The sequence below is a fragment of the Kribbella sp. NPDC048928 genome (assembly GCF_043197975.1).
Lineage (GTDB): Bacteria > Actinomycetota > Actinomycetes > Propionibacteriales > Kribbellaceae > Kribbella.
Genome location: NZ_JBICUC010000001.1, coordinates 1,272,560 through 1,299,114 on the forward strand (window position 1 = coordinate 1,272,560; position 26,555 = coordinate 1,299,114).

The 26,555-nt window shown below is 69.5% G+C and carries 25 protein-coding genes; 11 read left to right on the plus strand and 14 right to left on the minus strand.

The annotated features are described in order from the left end of the window. Positions 1-9 precede the first annotated feature (9 nt). The 4 genes from ACGFI6_RS06125 to ACGFI6_RS06140 form a co-directional block, all read right to left on the minus strand. A complete protein-coding gene (locus ACGFI6_RS06125) occupies positions 10-492 on the minus strand; it encodes a DUF1269 domain-containing protein (protein ID WP_393115573.1) in 483 nt (160 codons plus the stop codon). Positions 493-590: 98 nt separating this feature from the next. Further along, positions 591-1,442 (minus strand): cytochrome c, encoded by an 852-nt coding sequence (locus tag ACGFI6_RS06130; RefSeq protein ID WP_393115574.1) that lies wholly within the window; start codon positions 1,440-1,442, stop codon positions 591-593. A gap of 76 nt (positions 1,443-1,518) precedes the next feature. After that, entirely contained in the window at positions 1,519-2,028 is a 510-nt protein-coding gene (locus ACGFI6_RS06135) for a hypothetical protein (protein WP_393115576.1), read from the minus strand. Then, on the minus strand, positions 2,025-4,682 hold the full coding sequence (locus tag ACGFI6_RS06140; RefSeq protein ID WP_393115578.1) for a LuxR C-terminal-related transcriptional regulator: 2,658 nt from the start codon (positions 4,680-4,682) through the stop codon (positions 2,025-2,027). The genes ACGFI6_RS06135 and ACGFI6_RS06140 overlap by 4 nt, the downstream gene beginning before the upstream one ends. A gap of 251 nt (positions 4,683-4,933) precedes the next feature. On the opposite strand from ACGFI6_RS06140, the gene ACGFI6_RS06145 reads away from it, so the two are divergent. Then, the gene (locus tag ACGFI6_RS06145) at positions 4,934-5,641 is read left to right on the plus strand and encodes a DsbA family protein (protein ID WP_393115579.1); all 708 of its coding nucleotides are present in this window, start codon (positions 4,934-4,936) and stop codon (positions 5,639-5,641) included. Here ACGFI6_RS06145 and ACGFI6_RS06150 read toward each other — a convergent pair. Together ACGFI6_RS06150 and ACGFI6_RS06155 are read right to left on the minus strand one after the other, a co-directional pair. Then, entirely contained in the window at positions 5,619-6,434 is an 816-nt protein-coding gene (locus tag ACGFI6_RS06150) for an alpha/beta hydrolase family protein (RefSeq protein ID WP_393115580.1), read from the minus strand. The genes ACGFI6_RS06145 and ACGFI6_RS06150 overlap by 23 nt on opposite strands. Next, positions 6,431-7,051, minus strand: coding sequence for a TetR/AcrR family transcriptional regulator C-terminal domain-containing protein (locus tag ACGFI6_RS06155; protein ID WP_393115581.1), 621 nt, complete (start codon positions 7,049-7,051; stop codon positions 6,431-6,433). Before ACGFI6_RS06155 ends, ACGFI6_RS06150 begins: the two co-directional genes overlap by 4 nt. A gap of 100 nt (positions 7,052-7,151) precedes the next feature. Here ACGFI6_RS06155 and ACGFI6_RS06160 point away from each other — a divergent pair, with 100 nt between their 5' ends. The 6 genes from ACGFI6_RS06160 to ACGFI6_RS06185 all read left to right on the plus strand — a co-directional run bounded on the left by ACGFI6_RS06160 (position 7,152) and on the right by ACGFI6_RS06185 (position 12,828). Continuing rightward, positions 7,152-7,355: a hypothetical protein gene (locus ACGFI6_RS06160; RefSeq protein WP_393115583.1), complete on the plus strand. Its 204-nt coding sequence runs from the start codon at positions 7,152-7,154 to the stop codon at positions 7,353-7,355. 155 nt (positions 7,356-7,510) lie between these two features. Further along, positions 7,511-8,512, plus strand: a complete 1,002-nt coding sequence (locus tag ACGFI6_RS06165) for a LacI family DNA-binding transcriptional regulator (RefSeq protein WP_393115584.1) — start codon at positions 7,511-7,513, stop codon at positions 8,510-8,512. 10 nt (positions 8,513-8,522) lie between these two features. Beyond that, on the plus strand, positions 8,523-9,788 hold the full coding sequence (locus tag ACGFI6_RS06170; RefSeq protein ID WP_393115585.1) for an extracellular solute-binding protein: 1,266 nt from the start codon (positions 8,523-8,525) through the stop codon (positions 9,786-9,788). After that, the gene (locus ACGFI6_RS06175; RefSeq protein ID WP_393115586.1) at positions 9,785-10,636 is read left to right on the plus strand and encodes a carbohydrate ABC transporter permease; all 852 of its coding nucleotides are present in this window, start codon (positions 9,785-9,787) and stop codon (positions 10,634-10,636) included. Before ACGFI6_RS06170 ends, ACGFI6_RS06175 begins: the two co-directional genes overlap by 4 nt. Continuing rightward, positions 10,629-11,468 (plus strand): carbohydrate ABC transporter permease, encoded by an 840-nt coding sequence (locus ACGFI6_RS06180; protein ID WP_393115587.1) that lies wholly within the window; start codon positions 10,629-10,631, stop codon positions 11,466-11,468. Before ACGFI6_RS06175 ends, ACGFI6_RS06180 begins: the two co-directional genes overlap by 8 nt. A gap of 10 nt (positions 11,469-11,478) precedes the next feature. Continuing rightward, entirely contained in the window at positions 11,479-12,828 is a 1,350-nt protein-coding gene (locus ACGFI6_RS06185; protein WP_393115589.1) for a sulfatase-like hydrolase/transferase, read from the plus strand. A gap of 96 nt (positions 12,829-12,924) precedes the next feature. On the opposite strand, the gene ACGFI6_RS06190 is transcribed toward ACGFI6_RS06185, so the two are convergent. Next, positions 12,925-13,467, minus strand: coding sequence for an XRE family transcriptional regulator (locus ACGFI6_RS06190; protein ID WP_393115590.1), 543 nt, complete (start codon positions 13,465-13,467; stop codon positions 12,925-12,927). 84 nt (positions 13,468-13,551) lie between these two features. On the opposite strand from ACGFI6_RS06190, the gene ACGFI6_RS06195 reads away from it, so the two are divergent. Continuing rightward, positions 13,552-15,465 (plus strand): VWA domain-containing protein, encoded by a 1,914-nt coding sequence (locus ACGFI6_RS06195; protein WP_393115591.1) that lies wholly within the window; start codon positions 13,552-13,554, stop codon positions 15,463-15,465. 90 nt (positions 15,466-15,555) lie between these two features. Here ACGFI6_RS06195 and ACGFI6_RS06200 read toward each other — a convergent pair whose 3' ends face one another. The 4 genes from ACGFI6_RS06200 to ACGFI6_RS06215 form a co-directional block, all read right to left on the minus strand. Further along, positions 15,556-17,022 (minus strand): serine/threonine-protein kinase, encoded by a 1,467-nt coding sequence (locus tag ACGFI6_RS06200; RefSeq protein ID WP_393115592.1) that lies wholly within the window; start codon positions 17,020-17,022, stop codon positions 15,556-15,558. 251 nt (positions 17,023-17,273) lie between these two features. Beyond that, complete coding sequence (locus tag ACGFI6_RS06205) at positions 17,274-18,140, minus strand: MerR family transcriptional regulator (RefSeq protein WP_393115758.1); 867 nt, start codon at positions 18,138-18,140, stop codon at positions 17,274-17,276. Between the two features lie 30 nt (positions 18,141-18,170). Beyond that, positions 18,171-18,494, minus strand: a complete 324-nt coding sequence (locus ACGFI6_RS06210; RefSeq protein WP_393115593.1) for a nuclear transport factor 2 family protein — start codon at positions 18,492-18,494, stop codon at positions 18,171-18,173. A 42-nt stretch (positions 18,495-18,536) separates the two neighbouring features. Continuing rightward, a complete protein-coding gene (locus ACGFI6_RS06215) occupies positions 18,537-19,700 on the minus strand; it encodes an acyl-CoA dehydrogenase family protein (RefSeq protein WP_393115594.1) in 1,164 nt (387 codons plus the stop codon). A 135-nt stretch (positions 19,701-19,835) separates the two neighbouring features. Here ACGFI6_RS06215 and ACGFI6_RS06220 point away from each other — a divergent pair, with 135 nt between their 5' ends. Continuing rightward, complete coding sequence (locus ACGFI6_RS06220) at positions 19,836-21,173, plus strand: UDP-glucose dehydrogenase family protein (RefSeq protein WP_393115595.1); 1,338 nt, start codon at positions 19,836-19,838, stop codon at positions 21,171-21,173. Between the two features lie 10 nt (positions 21,174-21,183). Here ACGFI6_RS06220 and ACGFI6_RS06225 read toward each other — a convergent pair whose 3' ends face one another. From ACGFI6_RS06225 to ACGFI6_RS06235, 3 genes are all read right to left on the minus strand, one after another. Continuing rightward, positions 21,184-22,404 (minus strand): MFS transporter, encoded by a 1,221-nt coding sequence (locus tag ACGFI6_RS06225; protein ID WP_393115596.1) that lies wholly within the window; start codon positions 22,402-22,404, stop codon positions 21,184-21,186. Between the two features lie 74 nt (positions 22,405-22,478). After that, a complete protein-coding gene (gene purE, locus ACGFI6_RS06230) occupies positions 22,479-22,979 on the minus strand; it encodes a 5-(carboxyamino)imidazole ribonucleotide mutase (RefSeq protein ID WP_393115597.1) in 501 nt (166 codons plus the stop codon). Positions 22,980-22,989: 10 nt separating this feature from the next. Then, the gene (locus tag ACGFI6_RS06235) at positions 22,990-24,162 is read right to left on the minus strand and encodes a 5-(carboxyamino)imidazole ribonucleotide synthase (RefSeq protein ID WP_393115598.1); all 1,173 of its coding nucleotides are present in this window, start codon (positions 24,160-24,162) and stop codon (positions 22,990-22,992) included. 119 nt (positions 24,163-24,281) lie between these two features. On the opposite strand from ACGFI6_RS06235, the gene ACGFI6_RS06240 reads away from it, so the two are divergent. Next, a complete protein-coding gene (locus ACGFI6_RS06240; RefSeq protein WP_393115599.1) occupies positions 24,282-24,842 on the plus strand; it encodes a GtrA family protein in 561 nt (186 codons plus the stop codon). A gap of 64 nt (positions 24,843-24,906) precedes the next feature. Beyond that, the gene (locus ACGFI6_RS06245) at positions 24,907-26,121 is read left to right on the plus strand and encodes a GNAT family N-acetyltransferase (RefSeq protein WP_393115600.1); all 1,215 of its coding nucleotides are present in this window, start codon (positions 24,907-24,909) and stop codon (positions 26,119-26,121) included. Positions 26,122-26,555: the final 434 nt, after the last annotated feature.

The following is a 26,555-nucleotide window of genomic DNA, read 5'->3' on the forward strand; positions in this document are numbered from 1 at the left end:
CTCCCCCTGTCAGGACTGCAGGGCCTGGACCAGTTCGTCCTCGCGCTCGCGCGTCAGGTTGGTCTGCAGGATGGTCGGGCTGTACGGCTTCAGCGCCTCGACCACCCGGTCGACGGTGGCCGACCGCGCCAGCAGGAACACGGCCGCGTGGCCCTCCTGCAACTCCTGGCCGATCTGCTTGATCAGCTGGTCGCTGACGCCGATGTCGGACAGCTTGCCGCTGATCGCGCCGGTCGCCGCACCGACGACCATGCCCGCGAGCGGGTTCAGGAAGATCAGCCCGATCAACGTGCCCCAGAGCGCGCCGCCGGCCGCACCGGCGCTGGTCAGGTTCACGGCCTGCTGGATGCGTACCTTGCCCTTGGCATCCTTGTAGGCGATCGCCGCATCCTCTCGCTGCAACAACTGCTGCTTGGCCAGGTCGTCGGTGAGTTGGACGACGCGCTCGGCGTCCTCACGGCTCTCGAGGCCGAGCACCACCAGATGGGTCATGTCGGGTTCCTCCCGGGGATGGCGCGCCGAAGGTGCGCGCCGACCGCCTCATCCCACCAAGGCGCCGTGCGGCTGTCCTCCTCCGATTAAGGTGACGCTCAGGAATTCGGGTGAGACGTCCGCTCCGGTCTGCGACGCACTCTCGGGACCTTGGCACCGATCCAGACCGCGACGACAACCAGCAGACCGATCCCGACGAACCAGCCCCACAGGCCCTCCGACACCGGACCGAGCCGGCCGAGGCCGAACCCGCCGGGATCCTTGGCCTGCTGCAACGCGACGATGTAGGCGATGATCGCGCGTTTGTCCTCGGGCAGCAGGACGGCGTCGGAGAAGACCGGCATCTGCTGCGGTCCGGTGAGCATCGCCTGGTAGATGTTCCGCGGCGTCGTCGACATCAGTGACGGCGCGTACCGGCCGTTCGGCAACGCACCACCGCGGCCGGCGAAGTTGTGGCAGGCCGTGCAGTTCGTCCGGAACAGGTCCCCGCCGCGGGTGACCTCCTCCTGCGTCGCCTTGCTGACGTCGTACGACTCGGACGCCGGGATCGCGGGACCGGGAGCGAGCGAAGCGATGTACGCCGCCAGCGCGGCAATCTCGTCCTCGGTGTAGACCGGCGGCTTCTGCGGGATCTGGGCGCCCGGCTGCACGGCGGGCATCCGGCCGGTGCTGACCTGGAAGTCGACCGCGGCCGCGCCCACGCCGATCAACGACGGACCGGCCATCGCGCCCGCACCGTTGGTCCCACCCTCGGCATGCAGGCCGTGGCAGCTCGAGCAGCCGACCGAGAACAGCCGCCGGCCCTCCTCGATCTGCTGGGACTGCGGCCCATCGGCTCCGGCGGCCCCGTCCGGGACCAGGACCGCGTACGCCAACCCGACGGCAACCAGCGCCACACCGATCAGCGGCAGTCTGAGCCGTGATCTGAACCTGATCCGGGCATCGCCCATCTCCGCACCTCCTGGCTGCCGCGGAGTCCAGCAGAACCGAGCCGGCCCCCGCTTGGGATCACCCGAATCGGGCGAGTCAGCGCGCGTCGCGCTTGGCCTGCCGGCGGCTGCCCTGCGCCCGCGTCGACGCATCCTTCTTCAGCCCACCGGTGGTCTTGGCCGTCCGCGCCCGCGGAGCAGTCGCCTTCTTCGCCGCGGTCTTCTTCGCTGCCGTCTTCTTCGGGACGGCGAGGGCCGGCGTGGCCGTACGTCCCGCGGCGATCCGCTCGGCGCGCAGTTCCATCGACGCCCGGCGCGCCACCGCCGCGACCTCCCGGCTGACCGTCGCCAGTACGGACTCGAACAACTCGGCCTTGTCCCGGTCACGCTGGTTCCGCCCGTACGACAGGCCGCGTCCGCCCGCACCGGCCACCGCCGCACTCGCGCCGCGCCGATAGTTCTTGACGTACTTCGTCCGCGATCGCCGGACGCGTTGGTGCAGGTCGAGCAGGTCGTCCTCGTCCAGCTCCTGCAACGCGGACCGCTCGGTCTCGGCCACCAGCAACCGCTCGGTCTCGGTCAGCGAGTTCAGCAGGCCTTGATTCATCGCAGTCTCCCTTGTCCGCCGAATGCGCCCGACGAGGGTCCCTGCACCCCCGGCGGGTCCGTCTCCACCGCTGGTGCCGGCCGGAGCAGTCCGACGCCGCGCGCGACCCGGAGCGCCGCGGACCGCTTCTCGGCACCAAGTTTTCGGTACAGCGCCATCAGGTGCGTCTTCACCGTGTTCTCGGTGATGAACAACGCTTTCGCGATCTCGGTGTAGGAGTTGCCGAGCGCGAGCTGGTCCAGGACCTCGGCCTCGCGGGCGGTCAGCCGGATCTGCGCACCGTTCACGACGGCGCTCAGTCGACGTACGGGCGCGGCGTGCGCGTCCGGCCGGGTCCGAGCGAGCAGCGTCACGCCACCGGATCCGGTCGAGGCGCCCTGGTAGCCGGACAGCTTCTCGAGTGCGATCGCGGCGAACGGATGCGAGTTCGGCGTCACGACGTACTCACGGAGCTGGTCGAGGAACACCTCCTCGCCGCCGGCCGGGATCAACGCGTGCACAATGCGCTGCGGGGCCACGCGGTTGAGCGTGTCGACCAGCGATGCCTCGGCGGCGACCGGATCGGCGGCGCGGACGAGTAGTACGGTCCGGAACGACGCGGCCGCCGACGCGACCGGTGGGTAGATGCCCGGTCGCGCGAGCACCGCGTCGATCATCGTGACCGTCGCTCGCAGGTCGCCCTGACCGATCGAGAGCATCGCCCGGAGCAGCTCGGCCTCCGAGCAACTCCCAACCCGGTCGAGCTCCGCGAGTTGGGCAGCCGCACCGTCCTCGTCGCCGATCAGTACGGCCAGCCGGAACCGCAGCAGCGCCAGATCGCGGGCGAGGAACGACGGCAGCGGACCGGCCGCGGCGGGATCCACGGTCAGCTCTGACAGCGCTTCGTCGAGCCGGCCGTCCTCGATCAGCAGTACGCCGCGGAGCATCGCGCGCAGGGCGGCGATCACCGTGTCGGATTCGGCCGACTCCGTCATCGCGACGAGCTCGTACCAGCGCCAGGCCTCGTCGCGTCGCAGGTCGCTGAGGGCCGCGAAGCCCAGTACGACATAGGCCCGTACGGCGTACTCGCGCGGGAGCTCGTCGCCGCCGGTGTCGAGCGCCTCGCGCGCCGACCTGGCGGCGTTCCGGACCTGGCCACGGACGTACTGCACGACGGCGCGATGCACGAGCCCGCCCGCGATCAGCCTGGAATGCGATGCCATCCGGGCCGAGACGAGTGCCTCGTCCAGATGCGCCGACGCGCCGTCGAGATCGCCGGCCCAGGTCTGTGTGGCGGCCAGCTCGATGAGCAGCCAGGCGAGTCGTTCCGGTCCGAGGACCGCCTCGCTTCGCCGGTCACCGGCGGTCCGATCCAGGGCCAGCAACGACCGGGTACCGTCGATCGCGGCCTGCACGTCGTGCCATCCGTACCGGGATTTCCACAGCCGCAGGAGAACCGCGTCGGCCTCCAGCGCGTCGTCGTCCGGGGTCGATGCCGCCGGATCACGCTCGGCGGTCAACCGATCGGCTGCCGCCGCGTCCATGACCGCGCCGGCCACGTCGCCGGAGACCCGGCGCAGGAGACCACGGACACCCGTCAGGTGCGGGTGCGTCTCGACATAGTCGGCCGGCAACGCCGCGAACGCTGCCGCGACCAACTCCAGCTCGCCCGCCGCGAGCAGCTCCGGCCCGCGGCTCAAGACCATCCGCGCCACCAACGCAGGATCCTCCGCGCCCAATGCGCCGCGCAGCGCACCGACGCTGTCGCCACGGTTCTCGTAGTACAGCGCGGACCGGCGTTGAGCGGCGGCCACGATCCGCGCCCGCTCCGGACTCGCGGCGACGCGGCGCCGCAGGAGCTCGACGAGCAAGGGGTGATAGCGGTACGTCGGCTCGCTGCCCGGCCCGTCGACGTACGCGGTCACAAGCAACCCGTTCCCGGCCAGCTCCGCGAGCATCGCGCCGGTGTCCGAGTCGTCGCTCAACGTCGCGGCCAGCTCGGCGGTCACCGACGGCATGCCGAACGTACTCAGCAGCATCGTCTGGACCCGCTCGTCCAGGGTGTTCACCGTCTCGCCGAGGAACAGGTCGAGCACCGGGCCCTGGTTGACCAGTGACCACACGACCTCGCCGGAGGCCGCGAACGTCCGCGCCGCGAGCACCAGCGCGGCCGCCCAGCCCGCCGTGTTCGCCTGGAACAAGCGAATGTCCTCGGCGGTCGCCCGGCCGGCATGTGCCTTCACCAGCTCGGTCGCCTCGGCGTCGGTGAAGCGCAGGTCGCGCGAGCGCAGCGTCAGCGCCAGGCCGCGCAGCTCGAGTTCCGGAACCGGCAGCGGCAGGTCGTACCGGCTGGCGAGCACGATCCGCAGCGCGTGCGGCGACTTCCGCAGGACCAGCGCCAGCTCCGCGAGAGCTGTTGCCGACAGCAAATGACCGTCGTCGATGACGGTCAGCCCGGCGGCCGGCGGCTCGGCGTCCATCGCCTGCTCGAGCAGCTGCCCGAACGAGCCGGCCGCGTGCCCGCCGATCCAGGTCACCGCCGTACCGGCGTCGCGGCAGCGCGTCACCCAGTCCGACAGCAGGACCGTTTTACCGGTGCCGGCCGGCGCGATCAGCAACGTCAGCGGCGAGCGCACCCCGAAGTCCAGCGCGGCATGCAGGCGGTCCCGGACCACCAGGGTCGACGGCGGGCGCGGAATCCCCCCTGCCGTTCGCGAATCGACTGCGCGGTGCTCCCGATCGATCGAGGCGCACACCCCTCGTCGCCCTCCCCTGGCCGACGTGCTTCGGTCTTGACCGCTGTCACCTGGTCTTGAACTTCTGCCGTTGCCGAGCGCTACGAATACCGAGACTAGCTGGTCCAGCGCGATCCCGGCAGTACCGATCTCCCATTGAGAAACGGACCACGGTCCGCTAAGGTCGTCCCATGGAGCCATCGCAGATAAAGGTTGCGGCGGGAACGATTCAGGTTTGGTCGGACTTGTTGTGTCCGTTCGCGCAGGTTGCGATTCACCGGTTGCGCGCCGCTCGGGAGACGCTGGGTGCTGACGTCCGGCTGGATCACCGGACGTTCGCGCTCGAGTTGTTCAACGGGCCGCATTCGCGTCCGGGCACCGACAGCGAGGCGGTCGGGCTCGGGCAGCTCGCGCCGGAGGTGGGGTTTCGGCTGTGGACGCAGCCGGACTGGACGTACCCGTCGACCGTGCTGCTCGCGGCCGAGGCGGTCCACGCTGCCAAGGAGCAGAGTCTGCAGGCGTCCGAGGAGTTGGATGCGGGGCTCCGCCGGGCGTTCTGGCTGGAGAACCGATCGATCGGGCATCGGCAGGTGATCCTCGACGTCGCCGCCGAGACCAAGGCCGTGGACGAGGCCGCACTGGCCGCCACCCTCGACGACGGCCGGGCGCGAGCCACGATGATGGCCGACCATGCGATCGCGGTGACCGACGCCGTCCAGGGCAGCCCGCACCTGTTCCTGCCCGACGGCACCGACGCCCACAACCCAGGCATCTCCGTCCACTGGGAGGGCCCCTGGGCCTCCGGCTATCCTATTGCCGAAGGCAACGATCCCGGCTGGGCAGAACGTTTGCTTCAGCGGGCGGCGCCCTCGTCGGCTACTGGCGGTGGGACCAGGTGAGGTGTTCCCAGATGTCGCAGGCTTCGTGGGCGAATCGGCCGGGCTCGTCGGTGGGCTCGAGCGGAGCGTGGGTGGTGACGCGTTCGTCCACCTGACCGCCGTGGGCGCGGACCCGGCCGGCGAGGGCGTGTGCCTGGTACGAGGATTGGCCGGGGATGATCGTGTCGGCGTCGGACCAGACCAGGCGTACGACGGTGCCGGCGAGCTCGGCGGCGTACGAGACCGGACTGCGGCGTGCGTACTCGTCGGGCAGCTCGGACGGGTCTCCACCGACCTCTTCACGAATCGTCTCGTCGGCGCCTTGCAGGGCCGCACTCGCGCGGCCGTACCGGATGTCGTCGTGCCACCGGGCGAGGTCGACGACGGGGTTGGCGGCCCAGACCGACGTGACCTCGGCGGCATGCTGAGCAGCCAGCACCAGCGCCTCCTGGCCGCCCATCGACAAGCCGCCGACACTCACCCGGTTCGTGCTGTGGCGGTCGCACAGGTCGAGCGCTGCTGCCCACGTGGCATCCAGATGGTCCCGCCAGGCCAGGGAGGTTCCAGCGAGTACGCGTCCGTGGCTGCGCGGCGCGACGACAACCTGGCCGGTGAGTTCAGCGGGTCCGAGGGCACCGTCGAGCGGTCGGATGAGCAGCTCCCCCGCGGGCTCCCCGTGCAGGACCGCCTCGGGCGTGAAGCCGAACGGGTGGAACAGCACAGTCACACCGTGAACAGTGCCGTCCGGCACCGCCACGACGTACCCGCGCTCGAACCCCGACGAGTCCCGCCGAACGACGCTCTCTGCCTTCATCGATCCTCCTTGCGGTTCGTGGCGAGACCGCGCACCAAGGCATCGAGCCCGGTACGGAACTCGTGGTCCGGGCCGAGCTTGTGGACCCGTCCGGCCAGGTCGAGGAGGTGCGCGGCCTCGGGCGAGTCCGGGAACGTGATCGCGCTGCCGTCGCGGGCGGTCTGCTGCTCGAGCGTGGCGCCGATCGTGTAGCGCGACACGGCAACGTACGCCAGGATCGCGTCCGGTCCGTCGAAGCCGTGCCGCTCGAGGAACGTCACCTGCGCGATCGCGTTCCCGAGCTCGGGGGCGCGCGGTCCGGCTAGTGCGACCAGCCGGGCTCCGTCGCGGACGGCGAGCATCGCGCGGCGCAGGCTGTGTGCGTTGCGGACCAGGAACGCCGGCCAGTCCTCGTCCGGGCGCGGCAGCCGCTCGGTGTGATGCCGGTCGAGCACCTCCGCGGCGGCCGCGGTCAGGACCGCGTCCTTGTCCTTGAAGTGGTGGTAGAGCGCCGGTTGCCGGACCCCGAGCCGGGCCGCGATCGCGTGCAGCGAGAGCCGGTCGAGCCCGCGCTCGTCGAGCACCGCGATCGTCGCCGCGACGATCGCGCCACGGTCGGTCCGTCGCTGCTGAGGCACGACCGCACGGTACCTGCACCGCACCCGTACGGCATCCGCGGCGGGATGGTTATCGGTGATAAGCTTCAGCCGCACACGCACCGTGACGAAGGAGTGACCAATGGCCGACGGGGACGCCTGGACCGGAGTCGTCGTGAAGAAGTCCCGCGCCATGTACGACGGCGCGAACCTCTACCGCAAGCTCGAAGTACAGGTCGACGGCGGCGATGTGCGCGACGTCAAGGTCAAGCGCGACCTCTGGAAGCAGCTGGAGGTCGGCGACCGCGTCACCAAGGCAGCCGGCGCCGATCCCGAGCGCGGCTGACCCCTCGAACCACCACGAGTTGGTGGGTGGGAGGAGCACGCTGCCCGGGCGCTGAACCCGCCCGGGCAGCGTGACCCCAGCCCTGGTTAAATGTGCACTAAATTAACCAACAATTAGGCATTGACTGCTCTTGCGGCCAGGTTAATGCTTTCACCATGTCTCGGGAAGAGCGTACGACGCTTCGTGAGGTGGCGGAGGCCGCAGGGGTCTCCGTCGCCACCTGCTCGTACGTCCTGAGCGGCCGGGCCGGCCGGACCACCCCGTTGCCGGAGCCGACCCGCAAGCGGGTCGAGGAGGCCGCGCGCCGCCTCGGGTACAAGGGCAATACCGCGGCACGGAGCCTGCGGCGGCAGCGGTCGGAGCTGATCGCGATCGTCTACGGGCCGCCGGTCGGACCGTGGCTCGACCACCTCACCATGCAGTGCGAGGACATCGCGGCGGCCCGCGGCTACTCGGTGATCGGCGTCCCGGTCCGTCGCCTGGACCGCGCTGCGCAATCCCTCCGGGTGATCACCCGGGGCCACGTCGACGGTGCGATCTTCGTCGGCGGCCTCAGCGACGATCTCGATCTGACCGCGGCCCGGCGTTCCACCCGTGCCTTGATGGCCTTCAGCGACACGCTCCGGATGCCTGGCGTGGACGTGATCCGCAACAATGCGCGGCGCGCCCTCGCCGAGGCCACGACGTACCTGATCGACGCGGGCCGCGAGCGGATCGCGTTCCTGTCCCACACCGGCGCCCACGAGGACCGCTACCTGGGGTACGTCGACGCGCTGCAGGCGGCCGGCCGCGCGGTCGATCCCGGGCTGGTCCGGATCGGCGCGGCCTCCCGTGAGGACGCGGTCCTGGTGGTCCGCGACCTGCTCGACGCCCCGAACCCGCCGGACGCGATCGTCTCGGAGTCCGACCGGGGTGGATTCGCCGCATTGCAGGCCGCGGTCGACCGGGGCGTCAAGGTACCGGACGACCTGGCCGTGATCGGCACCGGCAACACCCGCGAGGCGGCGTACTCGCTGCCGCCCCTGACCAGCGTGGGCATGCAGCAACTCGACTTCACCGAGATGGCCGAGGCGCTCTTCGCCCGCATCGACGACCCGGCGCTCCCGGCCCGGGAACTGTCCATGCCCTGGGTGCTGAACCATCGCGAATCAGCCTGAAAGGTTCACCATGTACTCGTTCGACCGCCGCTCGTTCCTGCGCCTCGGTCTCGGTGTCACCGTGCTCGGTGCCGTCGGTGCCGCCGAGGCCGGATGCTCGCCGGCCAAACCCGCCTCGAAGAAGCAGGACAGCCGCACGTTCACCATCTACTGGAACGCCGGCCACGGCTACAAGGCGTACCAGGAGGTGCTCGACCAGTTCGGCAAGGACCACGACCTGCAGATCAACTGGCAGAAGTTCCAGTGGCCCGACCTGACCACCAAGCTGACCGCGGATTTCCGTTCCGGAAACGTTCCGGACCTGGTCGAGGAAGTTTCCGCCGGCACCGGAACGCAGTACGGGCTGGCCGGCCATGTGCTGGCGCTGGACGACTTCGCGAGCGCGGACAAGGAATTCGGTTTCCCCGGGGACTACCTGGACCAGGCAGTGGTCGCCCGGCAGTACGAGGGCAAGACCTACTCGGTGCCGCTGCACCTGACCGCGAACGGCCTGCTCTTCTACAACAAGGCGATGATCCAGACGCCTCCGACCACGTGGGACGAGTTCCTCGAGGCCGCGAAGGGCGCCACGAAAGACAAGGTTTCCGGCTGTTCGCTCAACTCCGACCCGAGCTACGCCGCGCCGTACTACAACCAGCAGAAGGTCGACTTCAGCGACGTTGCGGCCAAGCAGTTCATGCAACCGGGCGACGCGGCGCTGAAGGCGCTGCAGTTCCTGCAGGACCTCGTCTACGCCGACAAGGTCTCCCCTGCACCGGTCGCGACGACCGACTACTCGGGCCCGCAGAAACTGTTTTCCGCGCAGCGGGCCGCGATGTTCGTCTCCGGGCCGTGGGACATCGGCCCGATCCGGCAGGGCAGTCCCGACCTCGAACTCGGTGTCGCTGTCCCGCTGACCGGCGCCGTGCAGTCCGCTGCGATGGCGGGGTCCGGATTGATGATCCCGGCCAAGGCCAAGGACCCCAAGCTGTCCTGGGAGCTGATCACGCGGCTCGGTGCGGTGAAGACCGAACTGGCCGCGACCAAGGAGGCCGGGATGTCGATGCCGCGGAAGAGCTGGGCCTCGGATCCGTCCGTCACCGCGGACCCGAACATGGCGGTGATCGCGAAGTCGCTCGCGGTCGTGGCCAAGCAGGACATCGCGCTGTCGGCGAGCGGCAAGGCAGCGCAGATCAACGAGCTCTGGAAGAAGGCGTACCAGCAGATGATCATCCAGCACGCGCCGGTCGGCCCGACGCTGGACGACTTCCGCAAGCAGGCCGGGGCCGCGCTGTGATCCGTCGCCGTCAGGCGCTGACCGCATGGCTCTTCCTCACCCCGGCAGTGCTGTTCTTCGTCCTGCTGTTCTTCCTCCCGATCGGCAACCAGCTGCTCACCGGCGCGTACGACGCCGACGGGACGTCGTTCATCGGGTTCGGCAACTTCACCCGTGCGTTCGGTGATCCCGAGATCCTGCACTCGTTCCTGATCACGCTGGTCTACGCCGCCGGCACCCTGATCGTCGGTACGGCGGTGGGCCTCGGGCTGGCCGTCATCCTCAACCAGTCCCTGCGCGGGCGGACGCTGTTCCGGTCCGTGCTGCTGATCCCGTACCTGACGTCGGTGTCGATCATCGGCCTGCTCTGGCGGAACATCCTCGATCCGCAGGTCGGCATCCTGAACCGGTTGCTCGAGGCAATCGGTCTGCCCGGACAGACCTGGCTCAGCACGCATCCACTGGCGACGATCGTCGGCATCACCGTCTGGTCCAGCGCGGGCTACACGATGGTCCTGTTCCTCGCCGGTCTGCAGGGCATTCCGGGTCTGTACTACGAGGCGGCGCGGATCGACGGCGCCGGGCCCTGGCGGCGGTTCGTCTCGATCACGCTGCCGCTGCTCACGCCGACCACGTTGTTCGTGTCGATCATCGGACTGATCAGCACGCTGCAGCAGTTCGCGCTGCCGTACATCGTCACCGGTGGCGGGCCGGGCAACGCGACCTCGCTGTACGCGCACCGGCTGTTCATCGTCGCGTTCAACGACAACGACTTCGGGTACGCCTCCGCACTGTCCCTGTTGCTGCTCATCGTCGTACTGATCCTGTCCCTGGTGCAGCTGCGGATCGGAGACCGGGACCATGCGTGAACAACTACGTGAACGCCTCTTCCCCGGCGACCGGATCGCCGCGTACGTCGTCCTGGTTGCGCTGGCCCTGGTCACCGTACTTCCGCTGCTCTACATGATCGTGCTCGCGCTGCAGAGCGACGGCGAGGTGCAGTCCGGCGATCCGGTGCTCTGGCCGTCGGATCCGCAGTGGGGGAACTTCACCCGCCTGTTCGAGGCCGCACCGTTCGGGCGCTTCTTCCTGAACAGCCTCGTGATGGCCGGCGCGATCACGGTGTCGCACCTGATCTTCGACCCGCTGGTCGGGTACGTGTTCGCGAAGCTGGACTTCCCCGGCAAGCGGATCGCGTTCATCGCCGTACTCTCCACGCTGATGGTGCCGTTCTTCGTCCGGATGCTGCCGATCTACTCGATCTTCGCGAGCCTGGGCTGGATCGACAGCTACCAGGGGCTGATCGTGCCGTTCCTGATGGATGCCTACGGCATCTTTCTGATGCGGCAGTTCATCCGGCCGCTGCCGGACGAACTGATCGAGGCGGCCCGGGTGGACGGCGCCGGCGAGTTCCGGATCTACCTGCGGGTGATCCTGCCGCAGTGCAAGCCGGCCATGGCGGTGCTCGGCCTGTTCACGTTCGTCTTCCAGTGGAACGAGTTCCTCTGGCCGCTGATCGCCACCAGCCGGACCGAGATGCGGACGCTGCCGATCGGCCTGACGCTGTTCAACCAGGAGTACTTCACGCAGTGGAACCTGACCGCGGCCGGTGCGCTGATCCTGTTCATCCCGACCGCCCTCTTCTTCGTGGTGACGCAGAAGTTCCTCGTCGAGGGCATCGCCTTGTCCGGACTGAAATGAGAGCTCTTTGATGCGCCCCAACAGGCCCAATGTCATCGTCTTCTTCACCGACCAGCAGCGCTGGGACACCGTCGGCGCGGCCGGCTGCCCGCTGGGGCTGACGCCCAACCTCGACCTGATGGCGCGGCGCGGCACGATGTTCGACGCCGCGTGCACCACCAACCCGGTCTGTGCGCCGGCCCGCGCGGCAATGCAGACCGGAATGTTTCCGACAAACACCGGCGTTTTCCGAAACAACGTTTCGCTGCCGACCGACGCCCCGACGCTCGGCCGGCTCTTCGGTGCAGCCGGCTATCAGACCGCGTACATCGGCAAGTGGCACCTGGGCAGCGCGGATCCGGTGCCCGCCGAGGAACAGGCCGGGTACCAGTACTGGCTGGCGTCCAACCTGCTCGAGTTCACCTCCGACGCGTACCGGACCGTGGTGTCCGACGGAAACGGGGAACCCGTTTTCCTTCCCGGCTACCGGCCGGACGCGCTGACCGACGCGGCCATCCGCTACGTCACCCGCGCCTCGGAGGACGACCGCCCGTTCCTGTTGTTCCTCTCGCTGATCGAGCCGCATCACCAGAACGAGCACGACGACTACCCGGCCCCGGAGGTCTATCGCGACACCTACACCGGAGCGTGGTTGCCACCCGACCTGGCGAGCCTGCCCGGTACGGCCCACCAGCACGCCGCGGGGTACTACGGCCAGATCAAACGCGTCGACGAGTGCCTGGGCCGCCTGCGCGATGCACTGGTCAGCCTCGACCTGACCGACGACACCCTGCTGCTGTACACGTCCGACCACGGCTCGCACTTCAAGACCCGCAACGGCGAGTACAAGCGCTCACCGCACGACGGCTCGGTGCGCGTGCCGTTGGTCGTCGAGGGTCCTGGCTACCGCGGCGGCGCTCGCGTCACGACTCCGGTCAGCACAGTGGACGTCGTACCGACACTGCTCGATGCCGCCGAGATCCCCTTGCCGGATCATCTGGATGGAGCACCGCTGCGGGAGTCCAGGCGCGAGGCCGTACTGATCCAGGTGAGCGAGTCCGAGGTCGGACGGGCGCTGCGTACGAACCGCTGGAAGTACTACGTGCACGCCCCCGACGCGGGCGACGCACCAGCGGCGGATGCGTACACCGAGCGCGCTCTGTACGACCTGCAGGCTGACCCGTACGAGCTGGACAACCTCATCGACAGCGCCGGCCACCAGGAGATCACCTCAGACCTTCGCGCCCGGCTCCTCCAGGAAATCGCCACGGTAGAAGGCCGTTCGCCCACCATCACCCCGTACCCCGACGTCCGGGACCGAGGCCGCTTCCCCGAAACCACAGTCCGCCGCCTCAAGCTGGACGGTCGGCGGCTGGAGTAGAGCCTTCGAGGTGCCAGCCGGCGGAGCGTTGCTGGTTGTGCCAGAACGCGGCGTAGCGGCCGGCCTACGTCACCGCGGTCGCGAACGCCCTCTGACTCAGCCGATCAGCCGGGCGTAGTACGCGCGAGCGTCCGGCGTTCGCCCGGTCCCGAGCACCCGCAGGGCCTCCGCCAGGTCTGGGTGATCCTGCTCGAGCAGACGGGCCGCGCCCTCGAGCTCGGCGGCCGATGCCACGGCCCGCAGTACGCCCTGGATCACCGCCACCGGATCGCCCGCGCCGGGGTTCTGGGCCGGGGGTGATGCCTGTACGTCGGAAGTCACCATCGTCAGCGTGGACCGCTCCGCCGCGCGAACGTCCGCCAGCCTGCGCGCCTGCTCGTCCGGCGCCAGGCCGTCCCAGTCGGCGTCGCTGACCATGGCCTCCAACTGCAGCAGCCGGGCCAGGACCGCGGGGCTGCTGATCTTCGACCGATGACCGGACATCAGCTGCGACAACATGGGCGCCGAGAGCCCGAGTACCGCGGCGAGCTGCGCCTGCGAGAGGCTGAGCCGCGCCAGCAGCCGGCCGAACCGGTCACCGAGCGGCTCGCCGTACCAGGCGATCTGCCGCTCGACGTTGCGGGTGTGCGAGTCGGTCACAGAACCTCCGAACTTTGCGGTTGCAAATCACAAATGCAAACGATAGGCTCGCCATCGTTCCGATCTGCAAACACTGGAGTCGCCATGATACGCCGTACCGTCGCGCTGCTGGCCGCCGTCGGGCTCGTCACCGTCTTTCAATCTGCAAACGCCTCCGCGACCCCCGTGGCGGACCCGTACTCGCCGGTGATGGTCGTGCTGGACTCCTCGGGCTCGATGAAGGCTCGCGACGCCGGCGGCCCCGGCACCCGGATGGACGCCGCCAAGCGCGCGGTCACGAACATGGTCGACGGGCTGCCGGCACAGGCCCAGGTCGGGCTCGCGATCTACGGCGCGGGGACTGGCTCATCCGGGTCCGAGAAGGCCGCCGGCTGCCGCGACGTCCAGGTGGTCCAGCCGGTCGGCGCGGTGAACAAGCCGGCGCTGAAGGCGGCAGTGACCCGAGCACAGGCCCGTGGCTACACCCCGATCGGGCAGGCGCTGCGTACGGCGGCAACACAACTCCCCGCGGAAGGGCAGCGCTCGATCGTGCTGGTCTCCGACGGTGAGGACACCTGCGCCCCGCCGCAGCCGTGCGCGGTCGCCAAGGAACTGCACAAGCAGGGCATCGACCTGCACGTTCACACCATCGGCTTCCGGGTCGACGCCGCAGCGCGTGCGCAGCTCGCCTGCATCGCGCAGACCACGGGCGGTACGTACCACGACGCCGATGACGCCGGCACCCTGACCGGTGTCCTCGGCCGGGTCACCGAGCGGGCGCTGCGGCACTACGAGCCGGTCGGCAAGCCGATCACCGGGACCAACGATCCGACCACCGCACCGGCGGTCGCGCCCGGCCAGTACGTCGACACCCTGAACTCGCAGGAGGAGCGCTTCTACGCCGTCGACCTGAAGGAAGGCGAGACGCTGTACTTCGCCGCAACCGCCGTCTTCCCGCGCGGCAACGTCCGCGACATCGAGGCGCTGGACATTCGGATCACCGGGCCGGGCGGCGCGGACTGCAACAAGCGCGAGCGGCAGCTGCACACCCGGGCCAAGGCCGACGGCGGCAGCCTGAGCACAGTGCTGCGCTGGGACAAGCTGGCGGACGGCACCGGGCAGGGCACGAGCTGCGACGAGCCGGGGCGGTACGTGCTGCGGATCACCCGCGACAACAAGGGGACCGACAGGGTGCCGGTCGAGCTCCTGGTGCGGGTCGAGCCGCCGGTTACCGGCGACAAGGGCGAGCCTGCACAGGCGGCGCGGGTCGAGTTCGCCAACCAGCCGGCGGGTGCCGGCAAGGCGGTTCGTGGCGGCGGCTCATTCAACGAGGCCACCACCCTGGCCGGGCCGGGCCGGTACGCGGAGACGGTGTTCTACGGCGAGCAGCTGTACTACCGGGTGAAGCTCGACTGGGGGCAGGGGCTGGCGTATCGCGTGACGTACGGCGGAGCGCCTGACGGGCAGACGACCAACGTCTGGACCGCGCTGTTCAACCCGGTGCGGGACGAGATCGACAGCGACACAACCGCCTACACCGGGGAGACGATGACGCTGCCCTCCAACGGCAAGCCGATCGCCACGTCGCGAGTGATGTACCTGAACCGCGACGGCAACAACGCGGACGTCCGGAAGATGGCGGTCGACGGCTGGTACTACCTGGTCGTCAAGCTCGGCGCCGCGGACGCCGGCGCGAGCGGCGTCCCGATCAAGATCGATCTCGCCGTCGCCGGTACGAAGGTGGACGGTCCGCAGTACAGCGCCGTGGGCAGCACACCGGAACCGACGCCGACCGGCACGCCCGAGCCGTCGTCGAGCAGCACCCCTACCGACTCCGGCAGCTCGGCGTCGAACCCGGAGGCCGGCGGACCGATCGAAGGTACGGCTACCGAGAAGGACTCCAACTCGGCCCTGCCCTTCGTCATCGGAGGCGCCGCGGCCCTCCTCGCGGTGGCGGGGATCGCTATCGCCCTGATCCTCCGCACCCGCCGCCCGTCCGGCCCGACCTGGCCCAACTAACGTCGCGCCAAGAAACGTGCCGGCCGGCGACAACCGCGACCGTTGGGGAGGGGCAGCGGAGCGATGCAGTCACGACGCCCGGCTGTGGTTCTAACCGGCCTTCACCCAGCGGTACGACTGGCCTTGCTGACGGCACTCGACCCGAGTGCCGTCAGCAGCCGTCTCCGCCGACCCTGCAGCCTGCCAGCCGCAATCCCCACCAGCCCTGATCGACGGATCCGCCGAGCGTGTGACCGGCGGATCCGTCGCGGCGGTTGTGGGTTGGGTGGCACCCGAGGTCGGACCGGCTGAAGGGTCACCGGACGGCTCCTTGCTCGGGTCGGTCGTCGGCCGGCTCGGCGAGTCGCCGAACGGACCGAAATCCGATCGCAGCGCCGCGACCCCACCACCGCCAAGAGCAAGCACAACAACCACCCCCACAACCACAGGCAGCCGCAAAACCCGACGCCCCACCCGCCCAACCACCGCAGGCCCACCCCCCGACCCCACCGCCGAGCCCATCGCCGGATCCACCAGGGGACCTGCCGCTGGCTCAGGCGCTGGATCTGCCGCTGACTCCGGCGCCGGACCCACCGCCGAACCTTCCGCCGGCTCAGGGGCTGGGTGTGGTGGTGCGTCGGGTGACGGGTGTGGTGCGTCGGGAGGTAGCTCGAGGGTTGGGGTGGTCGGGGGCTGGGTGTGGTGAGGTGGGGGCGGCGGGAGGTGGTTGAAGACTTCGACTACTTCGCCGTCGGCGGTTCGTACGGGGAGTTTGAGCGGCTCGGCGAGGATCGGCGCGAGGTCGGCGAGGGCTGCAGCGGCGGACTGGGGGCGGTTGGTGGGGTCAGGGCTGGTCAAGGCGGTGACGACAGTCCAGATCGGGTCGTCGGCGCCAGCGTCGGTCGGAGTCATCGCACTGGTCGGCGGGGCCGGAGTGGTCGGCGGGGTTCCGCGTTCGGGGGGCTCGGTGCCGGTCAGGAGTTGCCACGCGGTGACGCCGGCGGCGTACAGGTCCTGGGCCGGAGATGGTGCGGCGCCGGCGAGAGCCTCGGGCGCCAGGTAGCCGGGCGTACCGACGACTGTGCCGTGGACGGTCAGCCTGGGCTCGCCGAGCGCGATCGCGATGCCGAAGTCGCTCAGCCGCAGCATCGGTCGCGCGGTTCCGGTCGTCTCGAGCAGGAGGTTCGCCGGCTTCACGTCGCGGTGCACGACGCCGGCGGTGTGGATCTTGTCGAGCGCGCCGAGCAGCTGGCTCAGCAGTTCGGCGGCCAGCCGCGGCGGCAGCGGTCCGAAGTCCGCGACCAGGTGGTCGACCGAGCCGCCGCCGACCAGATCCATCGCCAGCAACGCCAGGTCGTCGTCGGCCGCCCAGCCGTACGGCGAGAGTACGTTCGGGTGGTCCAAGCGGCGACCTTGCTCACGGACGAAACGCAGCAACGCCCCGGCATCACGCTGCCGCAGGACCTTCGCCGCGCAGAACCGCTCCTGCCGCCGGTCCCACGCCTGCCAGACGGTCCCGGCCCCGCCGGACCCGATCGGCTCGAGGAGTTCGAACCGCCCGGCGAACACATCCGCCACCCCGTGAACCTCCCGGACCTAGCAACTGAACGCACACCGTAGTCCATCCAGGAGTGCTTCGCCGCAGCCTCTCAGGGCTCGCTCCACGATTGAGCGGGGCGGACAGCTGGACAGGTAGTGCACCGGTGAGACGGTGTACACGCGGGCGCATTCACGCTCAACCGCACTACCCGACCACCACACATGTCCTGTCGAGCCGGTACATCAAACGAGCCGCAAAAGTGGTTGGTGGACGCCCAAAGACGCCCTGGTCAGTTCGGGGTCTCGATGAGCCAGGCGACGAGGGTTCGCCAGCGGTCGGGGTGGTCCGTGTCGCGGGGGCCTACTAGGTAGATCTCCTCGACCAGCTCCTGCGGGCGCAGGTCGTGGCGGGCCGCGAACGAGCCGACGGCGCCGTACGTGAGGTCGAGGTCCTCGTGCGACCCCACGTGAGTCGCAACCGCTGCCCTGCGCTCAGGCAGGTCGAGCTCACGGACAGTGCTAGGCCCGCCGGAGGGCAGCGCGGCGCCAGCTGGTAGTGCAGTGGCGGAGGGTGGTGCGGTGGCGGTTGGTAGGTAGACGGTGGCGCGGCCGCTTCCTTCGCTGAACAGCTCGTGCGCGTAGCGACCGCCTGGCGGCAGGACCGGCCGGCGGTCCACGGCGGCGTCGAGGTCGCGCATCGCGGCGTCGTACCAGGTCAGGTCCGATCCGGGCGGTACGTCGAGCGTGACCGCGAGAACCCGCTGGGCCGGAAGCACTTCGAGGGCCACTGGACGCTCGACGGCAGGATCGAGGAGCTCACGCAACGCCTCCACCGCCCGCTGCGTACGCCCGAGCCGATCTTCGAGCCGCCGCAAATGCGCCGCAACAACTTCCTGACCGACGTCGAGGCCCTCCCCGTCGGCGGCCGGCGACATGGCGTGGAGGTAACGGCGCAGATCGGCGAGCGGAAGGTCCAGTTCGCGGAAGCGCCGGATGGTCAGGGCCGGGCGCACCTGCTCGGGCGAGTAGTAGCGATAGCCGCTGAACGGGTCGACCTCAGCCGGTACGAGCAGATCCTGCTCGTGGTACCGCCGCAAGGTGCGGATGCTCAGATGCGTGATGTGGGAGAACTCCCCGATCGTCAGCCGCGTCCGCATCACGCATCCGCTCCCTACTCGTCCCGGCGCTCAGGGCGCAATGTCCAGCAGAGTGATTCTGCCCTGAACGTCACGCTCGAAGGAGAAACGCAGCACGACCGGGCTACCTGGGAAGTCCCCGGAGATCTCCGCAACCGCCACGCACGCGGCCGGATCGCCACTCACCTCGTGGACCGCGTACTGCACCGACGGAACCTCGGCTCGCCAGGCGCGTACGTCGGCGAGCCCGCGATGCGTCCGACCGTCGTCATGAACGACAACGTCGTCCGCGAACAGCGCGAAATACCGTTCGCGCTCAGGATCCACCGCCGCGGCAAAGTACTCGCCTGCGAACTCACTGATGTCTGTGCTCATGCCGACAACCATCAACCCTCCCGGTGGGAGAGACTCAAGTCGTCAGCTGATGCCCTTCAGCAACTGGCGGGCCATCACGATGCGCTGGACCTGGTTGGTGCCTTCGTAGATCTGGGTGATCTTGGCGTCGCGCATCATGCGCTCGACCGGGTAGTCGTGGGTGTAGCCGTAGCCGCCGAGGAGCTGGACGGCGTCGGTGGTGACGGCCATCGCGACGTCCGAGGCGAAGCACTTGGCGGCGGCGCCGAAGTACGTCAGGTCGCTGTCGCCGCGCTCCGACCGGGCCGCCGCGGCGTACGTGAGCTGACGGGCCGCCTCGATCTTCATGCCCATGTCCGCGAGCATGAACTGCAGCCCCTGGAACTCCGCGATCGCCTTGCCGAACTGCTTGCGCTCCTTGACGTACCCGAGCGCGTAGTCGAGCGCACCCTGCGCGATCCCGAGCGCCTGCGCGGCGATCGTCACGCGGGTGTGGTCCAGCGTCGCCATCGCGGTCGCGAAGCCGGTGCCGGGCTCTCCGATCAACCGCGACGCCGGGATCCGGACGTTGTCGAAGTACACCTCGCGCGTCGGCGAACCCTTGATGCCGAGCTTCTTCTCCGGCGCACCGAAGGACACACCCTCGTCGGCCTTCTCGACCACAAAGGCCGAGATCCCGCGGGACCGAGCGTCCGGGTCGGTGACCGCGAACACGGTGTAGAAGTCGCTGACGCCGGCGTTGGTGATCCAGCGCTTCACACCGTTGAGTACGTATTCATCGCCGTCGCGCACCGCACGGGTCTTCATCGACACCGCGTCCGAGCCGGCCTCAGGCTCCGACAGGCAGTACGAGAACATCGAGTCACCCGCGGCCACCGGCGGCAGGTACCGCTGCTTCACCTCGTCGGAGGCGGACAGCAGCAGCGGCAGTGAGCCGAGCTTGTTCACAGCCGGGATCAGCGAGGTCGAGGCGCACGCGCGGGCGACCTCCTCGATCACGATCACCGTGGCGAGCGCGTCCGCGCCGGCGCCGCCGTACTGCTCCGGGATGTGCGGCGCGTGGAAGTCCGAGGCCTTCAGCGCGTCGTACGACGCCTTGGGGAACTCGGCCAGCTCGTCCACGTCCCCGGCGTGCGGGGCAACCTTGGCGTCGCAGACGTCGCGGACGGCGTCGCGGATCGCCTGGTGCTCCTCGGACAGCGCGTACAGCTCGAATGAGTTACTCACGAGTTGCACTGTACGACGAACCAATCGCGCGCGGGGGACGTCGTACGCCGAAAGTGACCAACTCCGCACGCCCTGGAAGGCCCGCGGCCATACACCGGTCACCCGCTGATAACCACGATGGGTAGAGTCCCCGGCATGAGTGAAGCGACGTCCCGTCCGCTGCGGATCGCCGTGATCGGCACCAACTACCTCGGCGCGAACACCGCCGCGGGGATGGCCGAGTTCGGTTTCGACGTGATCGGGGTCGAGATCGACGAACACCGGCTGAAACTGCTGAACGACGGCAAGGCCCCGCTGTACGAACCCGGGCTGGACCCGCTGCTGAAGAAGCACACCGGGTCCGGCCGGCTGCGGTTCACCAACGACTACACCGAGATCGCCGACTGGGCCGACGTGCATTTCATCTGCGTCGGCACGCCGCAACTCGAGGGCAGTGAGGCCGCGGACCTGTCCCAGGTGCACTCGGTCGTCACCATGCTCGCGCCGCTGCTGACCAGGCCGGTGCTCGTGGTCGGGCGCTCCACGGTCCCGGTCGGTACGTCGAAGATCGTCGAGACCCGCTTCCACGCCGAGGCTCCGGCCGGTACCGGCGTCGAGATCGCCTGGCAGCCGGAGTTCCTCCGCGAGGCGCACGGCGTCGACGACACGCTGCACCCGGACCGCCTGGTCTTCGGTGTGCAGTCGGAAAGGGCGGAGAGCCGGCTGCGCGACGTGTTCGCGACTCCGATCGCCGAGGGCTCACCGGTCGTGGTCTGCAACCTGCCGACCGCGGAGCTGGTGAAGGCCGGTGCGAACGCCTTCCTGGCCACGAAGATCTCGTTCATCAACGCGCTCGCCGAGATGGCCGACGCGACCGGCGCCGACGTCACCCAACTGGCCGACGCGCTCGGGCACGACAAGCGGATCGGCCGCGGAATGCTGAACGCCGGCCCCGGGTACGGCGGCGGCTGCCTGCCGAAGGACCTGCGCGCATTCATGCACCGTGCCGGCGAGCTCGGCGTCGAAGAGGTGATCACGTTCCTGCGCGAGGTCGACGACATCAACCAGCACCGGCGCGCCCGGATCGTTGACCTCACCCACGAACTGCTCGGCGGCGAGTGGGTCGGGAAGAACGTCACCGTGCTCGGCGCGGCATTCAAGGCCGGTACGGACGACGTCCGCGATTCGCCCGCGCTGGACGTGGCCGGCCGGATCCAGCTGCACGGCGCGAACGTCACGGTCTTCGACCCGGAGGCGATGGAGAACGCCCGTCGCGTCCGCCCGACGCTGCGCTACGCCCCGACCGCACTCGAGGCCTGCCGGGACGCGCACGCCGTACTGCACCTCACCGAATGGCCCGAGTTCCGCGAGCTCGACCCGGTCACGCTCAAGGACGTCGTCACGGACCCGGTCGTCGTCGACGCCCGCCTGAGCCTGGACATGGCTGCCTGGCGCGCGGCCGGCTGGACCTACCGCGCCCCCGGCAGGCATTGAGCAGCAGGCCTTAAGCGACGACAGCCGCCCGGACGACCGGGCGGCTCAGGACCACGCAGCCGGTCAGCGCGGCGAACACCGAGATGCCCAGGCAGACTCCGGTGATCCCCAGACCGTTGACGTCGGCCAGCCCGCCGAGCACCGGGTTCATCACCATCAGCGCGATGTTCTGGCAGAGCACGACGATCGACTGCAGCCGCGACTGGAACTCCCGTTCCACCGAGTTCATCAGCAGGGGCAGTACGTGACCGGTGAACGTCCCGACGCCGATCCCGCTCAGCACACCGGACGCGAACGTCAACGGCAGCGGCTCGAAGATCGACAGCCCGAACAGCCCGACGGCCGCGATCAGCAGACCAACCGCGGCGACGATGCCCGGCCGCGGGAATGCGCCGCGCATCAGGATCCGCAAGGCGATCACGCCGACTCCGAGGCTCCGGCTGGCGATCAGCAGACCTGCGGTGGTGGCGTTCCAGCCGTGGTCGCGGGCGAGCAACGGAAACAGCAGCGCGTCGAGCGGCATCAGCAGGCCGGCCGCAACGGTCATCGTGATCAGCAGCGCGCGGGTCAGCGGACGTCCGAAGACCACCCGGAGCCCGGCGCCGATCGACCGCAGCATGCCGCTCGGCATCCGGCCGGCCGGAGCCATCGTCTTCCGCAGCACGATCAGTACGACGATCATCACGGCGAACGTCAGCGCGTCGAACCCGGCCGCCGCCTTGAGCCCGGCCCAGCCGACCAGGACGCCGCCCACCGCCGTACCGGTGACGGCGAACACCACGCCGGTCACCTGGAAGCTCGCGAGCGCCCGCGGGACCTGCTGCGGCGGGACGAGCAGCCGGGGCATCGCCCGTGAGGACGGCAGGAAGAACGCGTCGATCGAACCGACCACCAGCGCAACGATCACCAGCAACCACACCGGCTCCCCGACCGCGGACGAGGCGGCGACCAGCGCCGAGGTGACCACGAACATCGCCGCACAGCTCGCCAGCAGGACGCGGGGAGCGCCGTACCGGTCGCCGACCGCTCCACCCACCAGGAGCAGCGCTGCGCGCGGCGCTGCCGCCAGCAGCAGGATCAGGCCGGCGACACCACCGCCGTGCCGGGTGGCGGACCAGCCGATGCCGAAGCTGATCGTCAGGTCGCCGAGGAGGGACACGGCAGCGCCGAACAGCCAGATCCAATAGCGGACCGGAATGCGCTGCGTATCCGAATCAGTGGGCGGAGTCACGATCGACGACCTTAAACGACAACCGATGGGATCTCACGACTACCCGCCCCCGTCCTCGGAAACCAGCGCAAACCTCAGTCTTTACGCAACTCTGCCGCCCCGTCACGCACCGTGCTGCCCTTCCCCCGGGCGACCTCCGCGAGCGATTCCTGGAACCCGATCATCCGGTCCCGCAGCCCCTCGTCGGAGGCGGCCAGGATCCGGACCGCCAGCAGCCCCGCATTCCGAGCGTTCCCGATCGAGACCGTCGCAACCGGAACTCCGGCCGGCATCTGCACGATCGACAGCAGCGAGTCCATCCCGTCGAGGTATTTCAGCGGTACCGGTACCCCGATCACCGGCAGCGGAGTCACCGACGCGAGCATCCCGGGCAGGTGCGCCGCCCCGCCGGCACCGGCGATCAGCACCTTGAGCCCGCGGCCGTGTGCTGACCTTCCGTAGTCGATCATCTCGGTCGGCATCCGGTGCGCGGAGACGACATCTGCCTCAAAGGGCACCTCGAACTCGGCGCACACCTCCGCGGCCGCCTTCATCGTCGGCCAGTCACTGTCCGACCCCATCACGATCCCGATCATGAGCAAGTCCCTATTCGTCGATGGTGCCGGTCAGGTACGCCGCCGCGTGCCGCGCGCGTTCACGGGTCTGCTCCAGGTCGTCGCCGTACGCCGTGACATGGCCGACCTTGCGGCCGGGCTTCACCGACTTCCCGTAGAAGTGCACCTTCAGCCCGGGATCGCGGGCCAGGCAGTGCAGGAGCCCGCGGTGCATGTCCTCGACGTCGCCGCCGAGCACGTTGACCATGACCGTGTACGGCGCCCGCGCGGCCGGGGACCCGAGCGGCAGGTCGAGCACCGCGCGCAGGTGGTTCTCGAACTGGGACGTGACCGCGCCGTCGATCGACCAGTGCCCCGTGTTGTGCGGGCGCATCGCCAGCTCGTTGACGAGCAGCCGGCCGTCGCGGGCCTCGAACATCTCCACCGCGAGCACACCGACGACACCGAGCTCACCGGCGATCCGGAGCGCGGTCTGCTGTGCCAGCGCGGCTCGGTCGGGATCCAGGCCCGGTGCGGGCGCGGTGACCTCGACGCAGATGCCGTCCCGCTGCACCGACTCGACGATCGGGTACGCGACCGCCTGACCGTGCGGCGACCGGGCCACGATCGCGGACAGCTCGCGGACGAAGTCGACCCTCTCCTCGGCCAGGATCGGTACGCCGCTGCCGAACGCGGTCGCGACCTGCGGGTCGTCCGGCCCGTCGACGAACCAGACGCCCTTGCCGTCGTACCCGCCGCGGGTGGTCTTCAGGATGATCGGGAAGCCGCCGACACGCTTCGCGAAGTCCACGACCTCGTCCGGCGTCGCGACTACCTGGTGCACCGGCGCGGGCGCGTCGAACGTGTCCAGCCGGGCCCGCATCACCGCCTTGTCCTGGGCGTGCACGAGCGCGTCCGGACCGGGGCGGACCGCGATCCCGTCCGCCTCGAGCGTACGCAGCAGGTCGGTCGGTACGTGTTCGTGGTCGAACGTCACCACGTCACACTCGGCCGCGAACCGGCGTACCGTCCCGGGGTCCCGGTAGTCGCCGACCGGCGCATCCGCGACCGCCTGGGCCGCCGACACCGCCGGGCCCTCGGCGAGCACACGGAGCTGGATACCGAGCGCGACGGCCGTCTCCTGGGTCATCCGGGCCAGTTGCCCGCCGCCGACCATGCCGACCACCGGCGTACCGGCAGGAAGATCCTTACGTTCGAACTTCACAGCCGTGAGCCTAATGTCCTGACAGCCGGGCCGACGATTTCGGGGTCGGACCACTCGCCGGGTACCGTGGGAGGCTGACCCAATCGTCATGATCTGATCACAGAAGGCTCCGAACCCCGTTGAAGCTCGTCACCAAGCTGTACCACCAGTTCCAGCACCTGGTGCACGAAGTGGCCAAGTTCGGGCTGGTCGGTCTCCTCGGTCTGGTCGTGGACCTGCCGATCTACAACTGGCTGGTGTTCAACAACCCGCTGGTGCTCGCCGACTCCGGGGTCGGCATGCTGCACCACAAGCCGCTGACGGCCAAGCTGATCTCGACCACCGTCGCCACCGTCGCGACGTACTTCGGGAACCGGTACTGGACGTGGCGGCACCGCGAGCGTTCCGGCCTGCACCGGGAGTACGTGCTGTTCTTCGTACTGAACGGGATCGGTCTGCTGATCGCGGCCGGCTGTCTGGCCTTCTCCCGGTACGTGCTGGATCTGCACAGCTGGCTGTCGGACAACATCGCGGCGAACTTCGTGGGTCTCGGCCTCGGCACGCTGTTCCGCTTCTGGTCGTACCGGAAGTTCGTGTTCAAGGAAGAGATCGTCCTCGACGAGGCTGAGCACGCCCCGGCCCCGGACTCCCCCGCCGAGCTCGACGGCGAATCCACCGGCGAAATCCCCGTCGTCCGCTAGCACCGTCGCCGGGCCGGCGTGAATGCGCTGGCCCGCCCCGTCCGGCCCGTGTGAAGATGCGGGCATGGGTGACGTGGAGCTGCGGGTTGCGCGGGCGGACGAGCACGATCTGATCTCAGGGCTGTTCGGTGCGGCGATGATGTTCGACGCCTCGCCGGACGACCTCGGGCGGCAGTTGTTCGAGCCGGAGCGGGCGTTGGTGGCGACGGACGGCGACGAGCTGATCGGTACGACTCGCGCACTGACGCGGGAGCTGTCGGTGCCGGGTGCGGTGATCGACGCCGCGCACGTGACCGGGGTCGGCGTCCGCGCGACGCACCGGCGGCGCGGGGTGATGTCGAGCCTGATCGGGCGGCAGCTGCGCGAAGTACCCGAGGCGATCGCCGTGCTCTGGGCGAGCGAACCGGCCATCTACGGCCGTTTCGGGTACGGGTCCGCGGCCCGCGAGGCGAGCTACGAGGTTGACCTCCATCACGTTGGCCCGCCCAACGACCGGATCCGGCCCGGCGCGCTCGGCGTACTGACGGTGGACGAGGCGATCAAGGAGCTTCCGTCCGTACTGCGCCGTCTGCAGGAGCAGCGCGCCGGAGTGTCCGGACGGTCGGAGCTGCTCTGGCAGAAACACCTGCAGGACAAGGCCGAGTACCGCAACGGGCGGACCGCGCAGCAGATCCTGGTGCACCGCGACGCCGACGGCACGATCGACGGGTACGCACTGTGGCGCGGCAAGATGAACTGGCTCCCGAGCGGCAGCCCGGCGAACGAGGTGTACGTCGAAGAGCTCGCCGCGCCGGACCCGACCGCGTACCGTGAGCTGTGGCAGCACCTGCTGACGATGGACCTCAGCGCGAAGCTCGTCTACGGCCATGCGTCGGTCGACGAACCGCTCCAGCAGCTGGTCCGGATGCCGACCTCCCTCGACCGCCGGCTCGGCGACTCGCTGTGGGTGCGCGTGACCGACGTACCGCGAGCACTGCAGCAACGCCGGTACGCCGCGCCGCTCGATGTCGTACTCGACGTGACCGACGAGCTGATCGCGGCGAACACCGGCCGCTTCCGCTTGACCGCGGACGAGACGTCGGCGACCTGCGGGCCCACCAACGATCCCGCCGACCTGAGCCTCACGACCACCGAGCTCGGCGCGACCTACCTCGGCGACCGCTCACTCGCCGAATTCGCCACCACAGGCCGCGTCGTCGAACACACCCCCGGCGCACTGACCCGTACGGCCACCGCCCTCCGCTGGCCACTCGGCCCGGTAAGCCTGGAGATCTTCTGACACGCACTGTCATCGAGGTGTCATCGCGCCGCGATTAGCTTCGCGGTATGGACGTTGACCAGGACCTCCGGCAACCCCCGGACGCCGTCTATACCCGGGAGCTGACGCGGCAGCTCCTGGCCGGCACGTTCGACGGGTACACGGACTACAGGTTCATCAGCTCGGTGATCCAGCTGTCGCCGGAGACCTTGGTTCTCGAAGAAGCCGAGCGGATCTGGCGACACAACGCCGCAGCCCTCGACCGGCTCCGAAAGGTCGGCGAGCCGAAGGGTTACGCGACGCTGCACTACGCCCTGCGGGACGTCGCGGACGGGCTGGTGGCCGGTCCTCCGAAGGCCTGGAGCATGTTCGCCGACGGCCGGCGCGCCGGGCTCTCGTCCGCACGCGACGAAGTCCTCGGCTACGCCCGGGACCCGGGCCGGACTGCCCGCAGC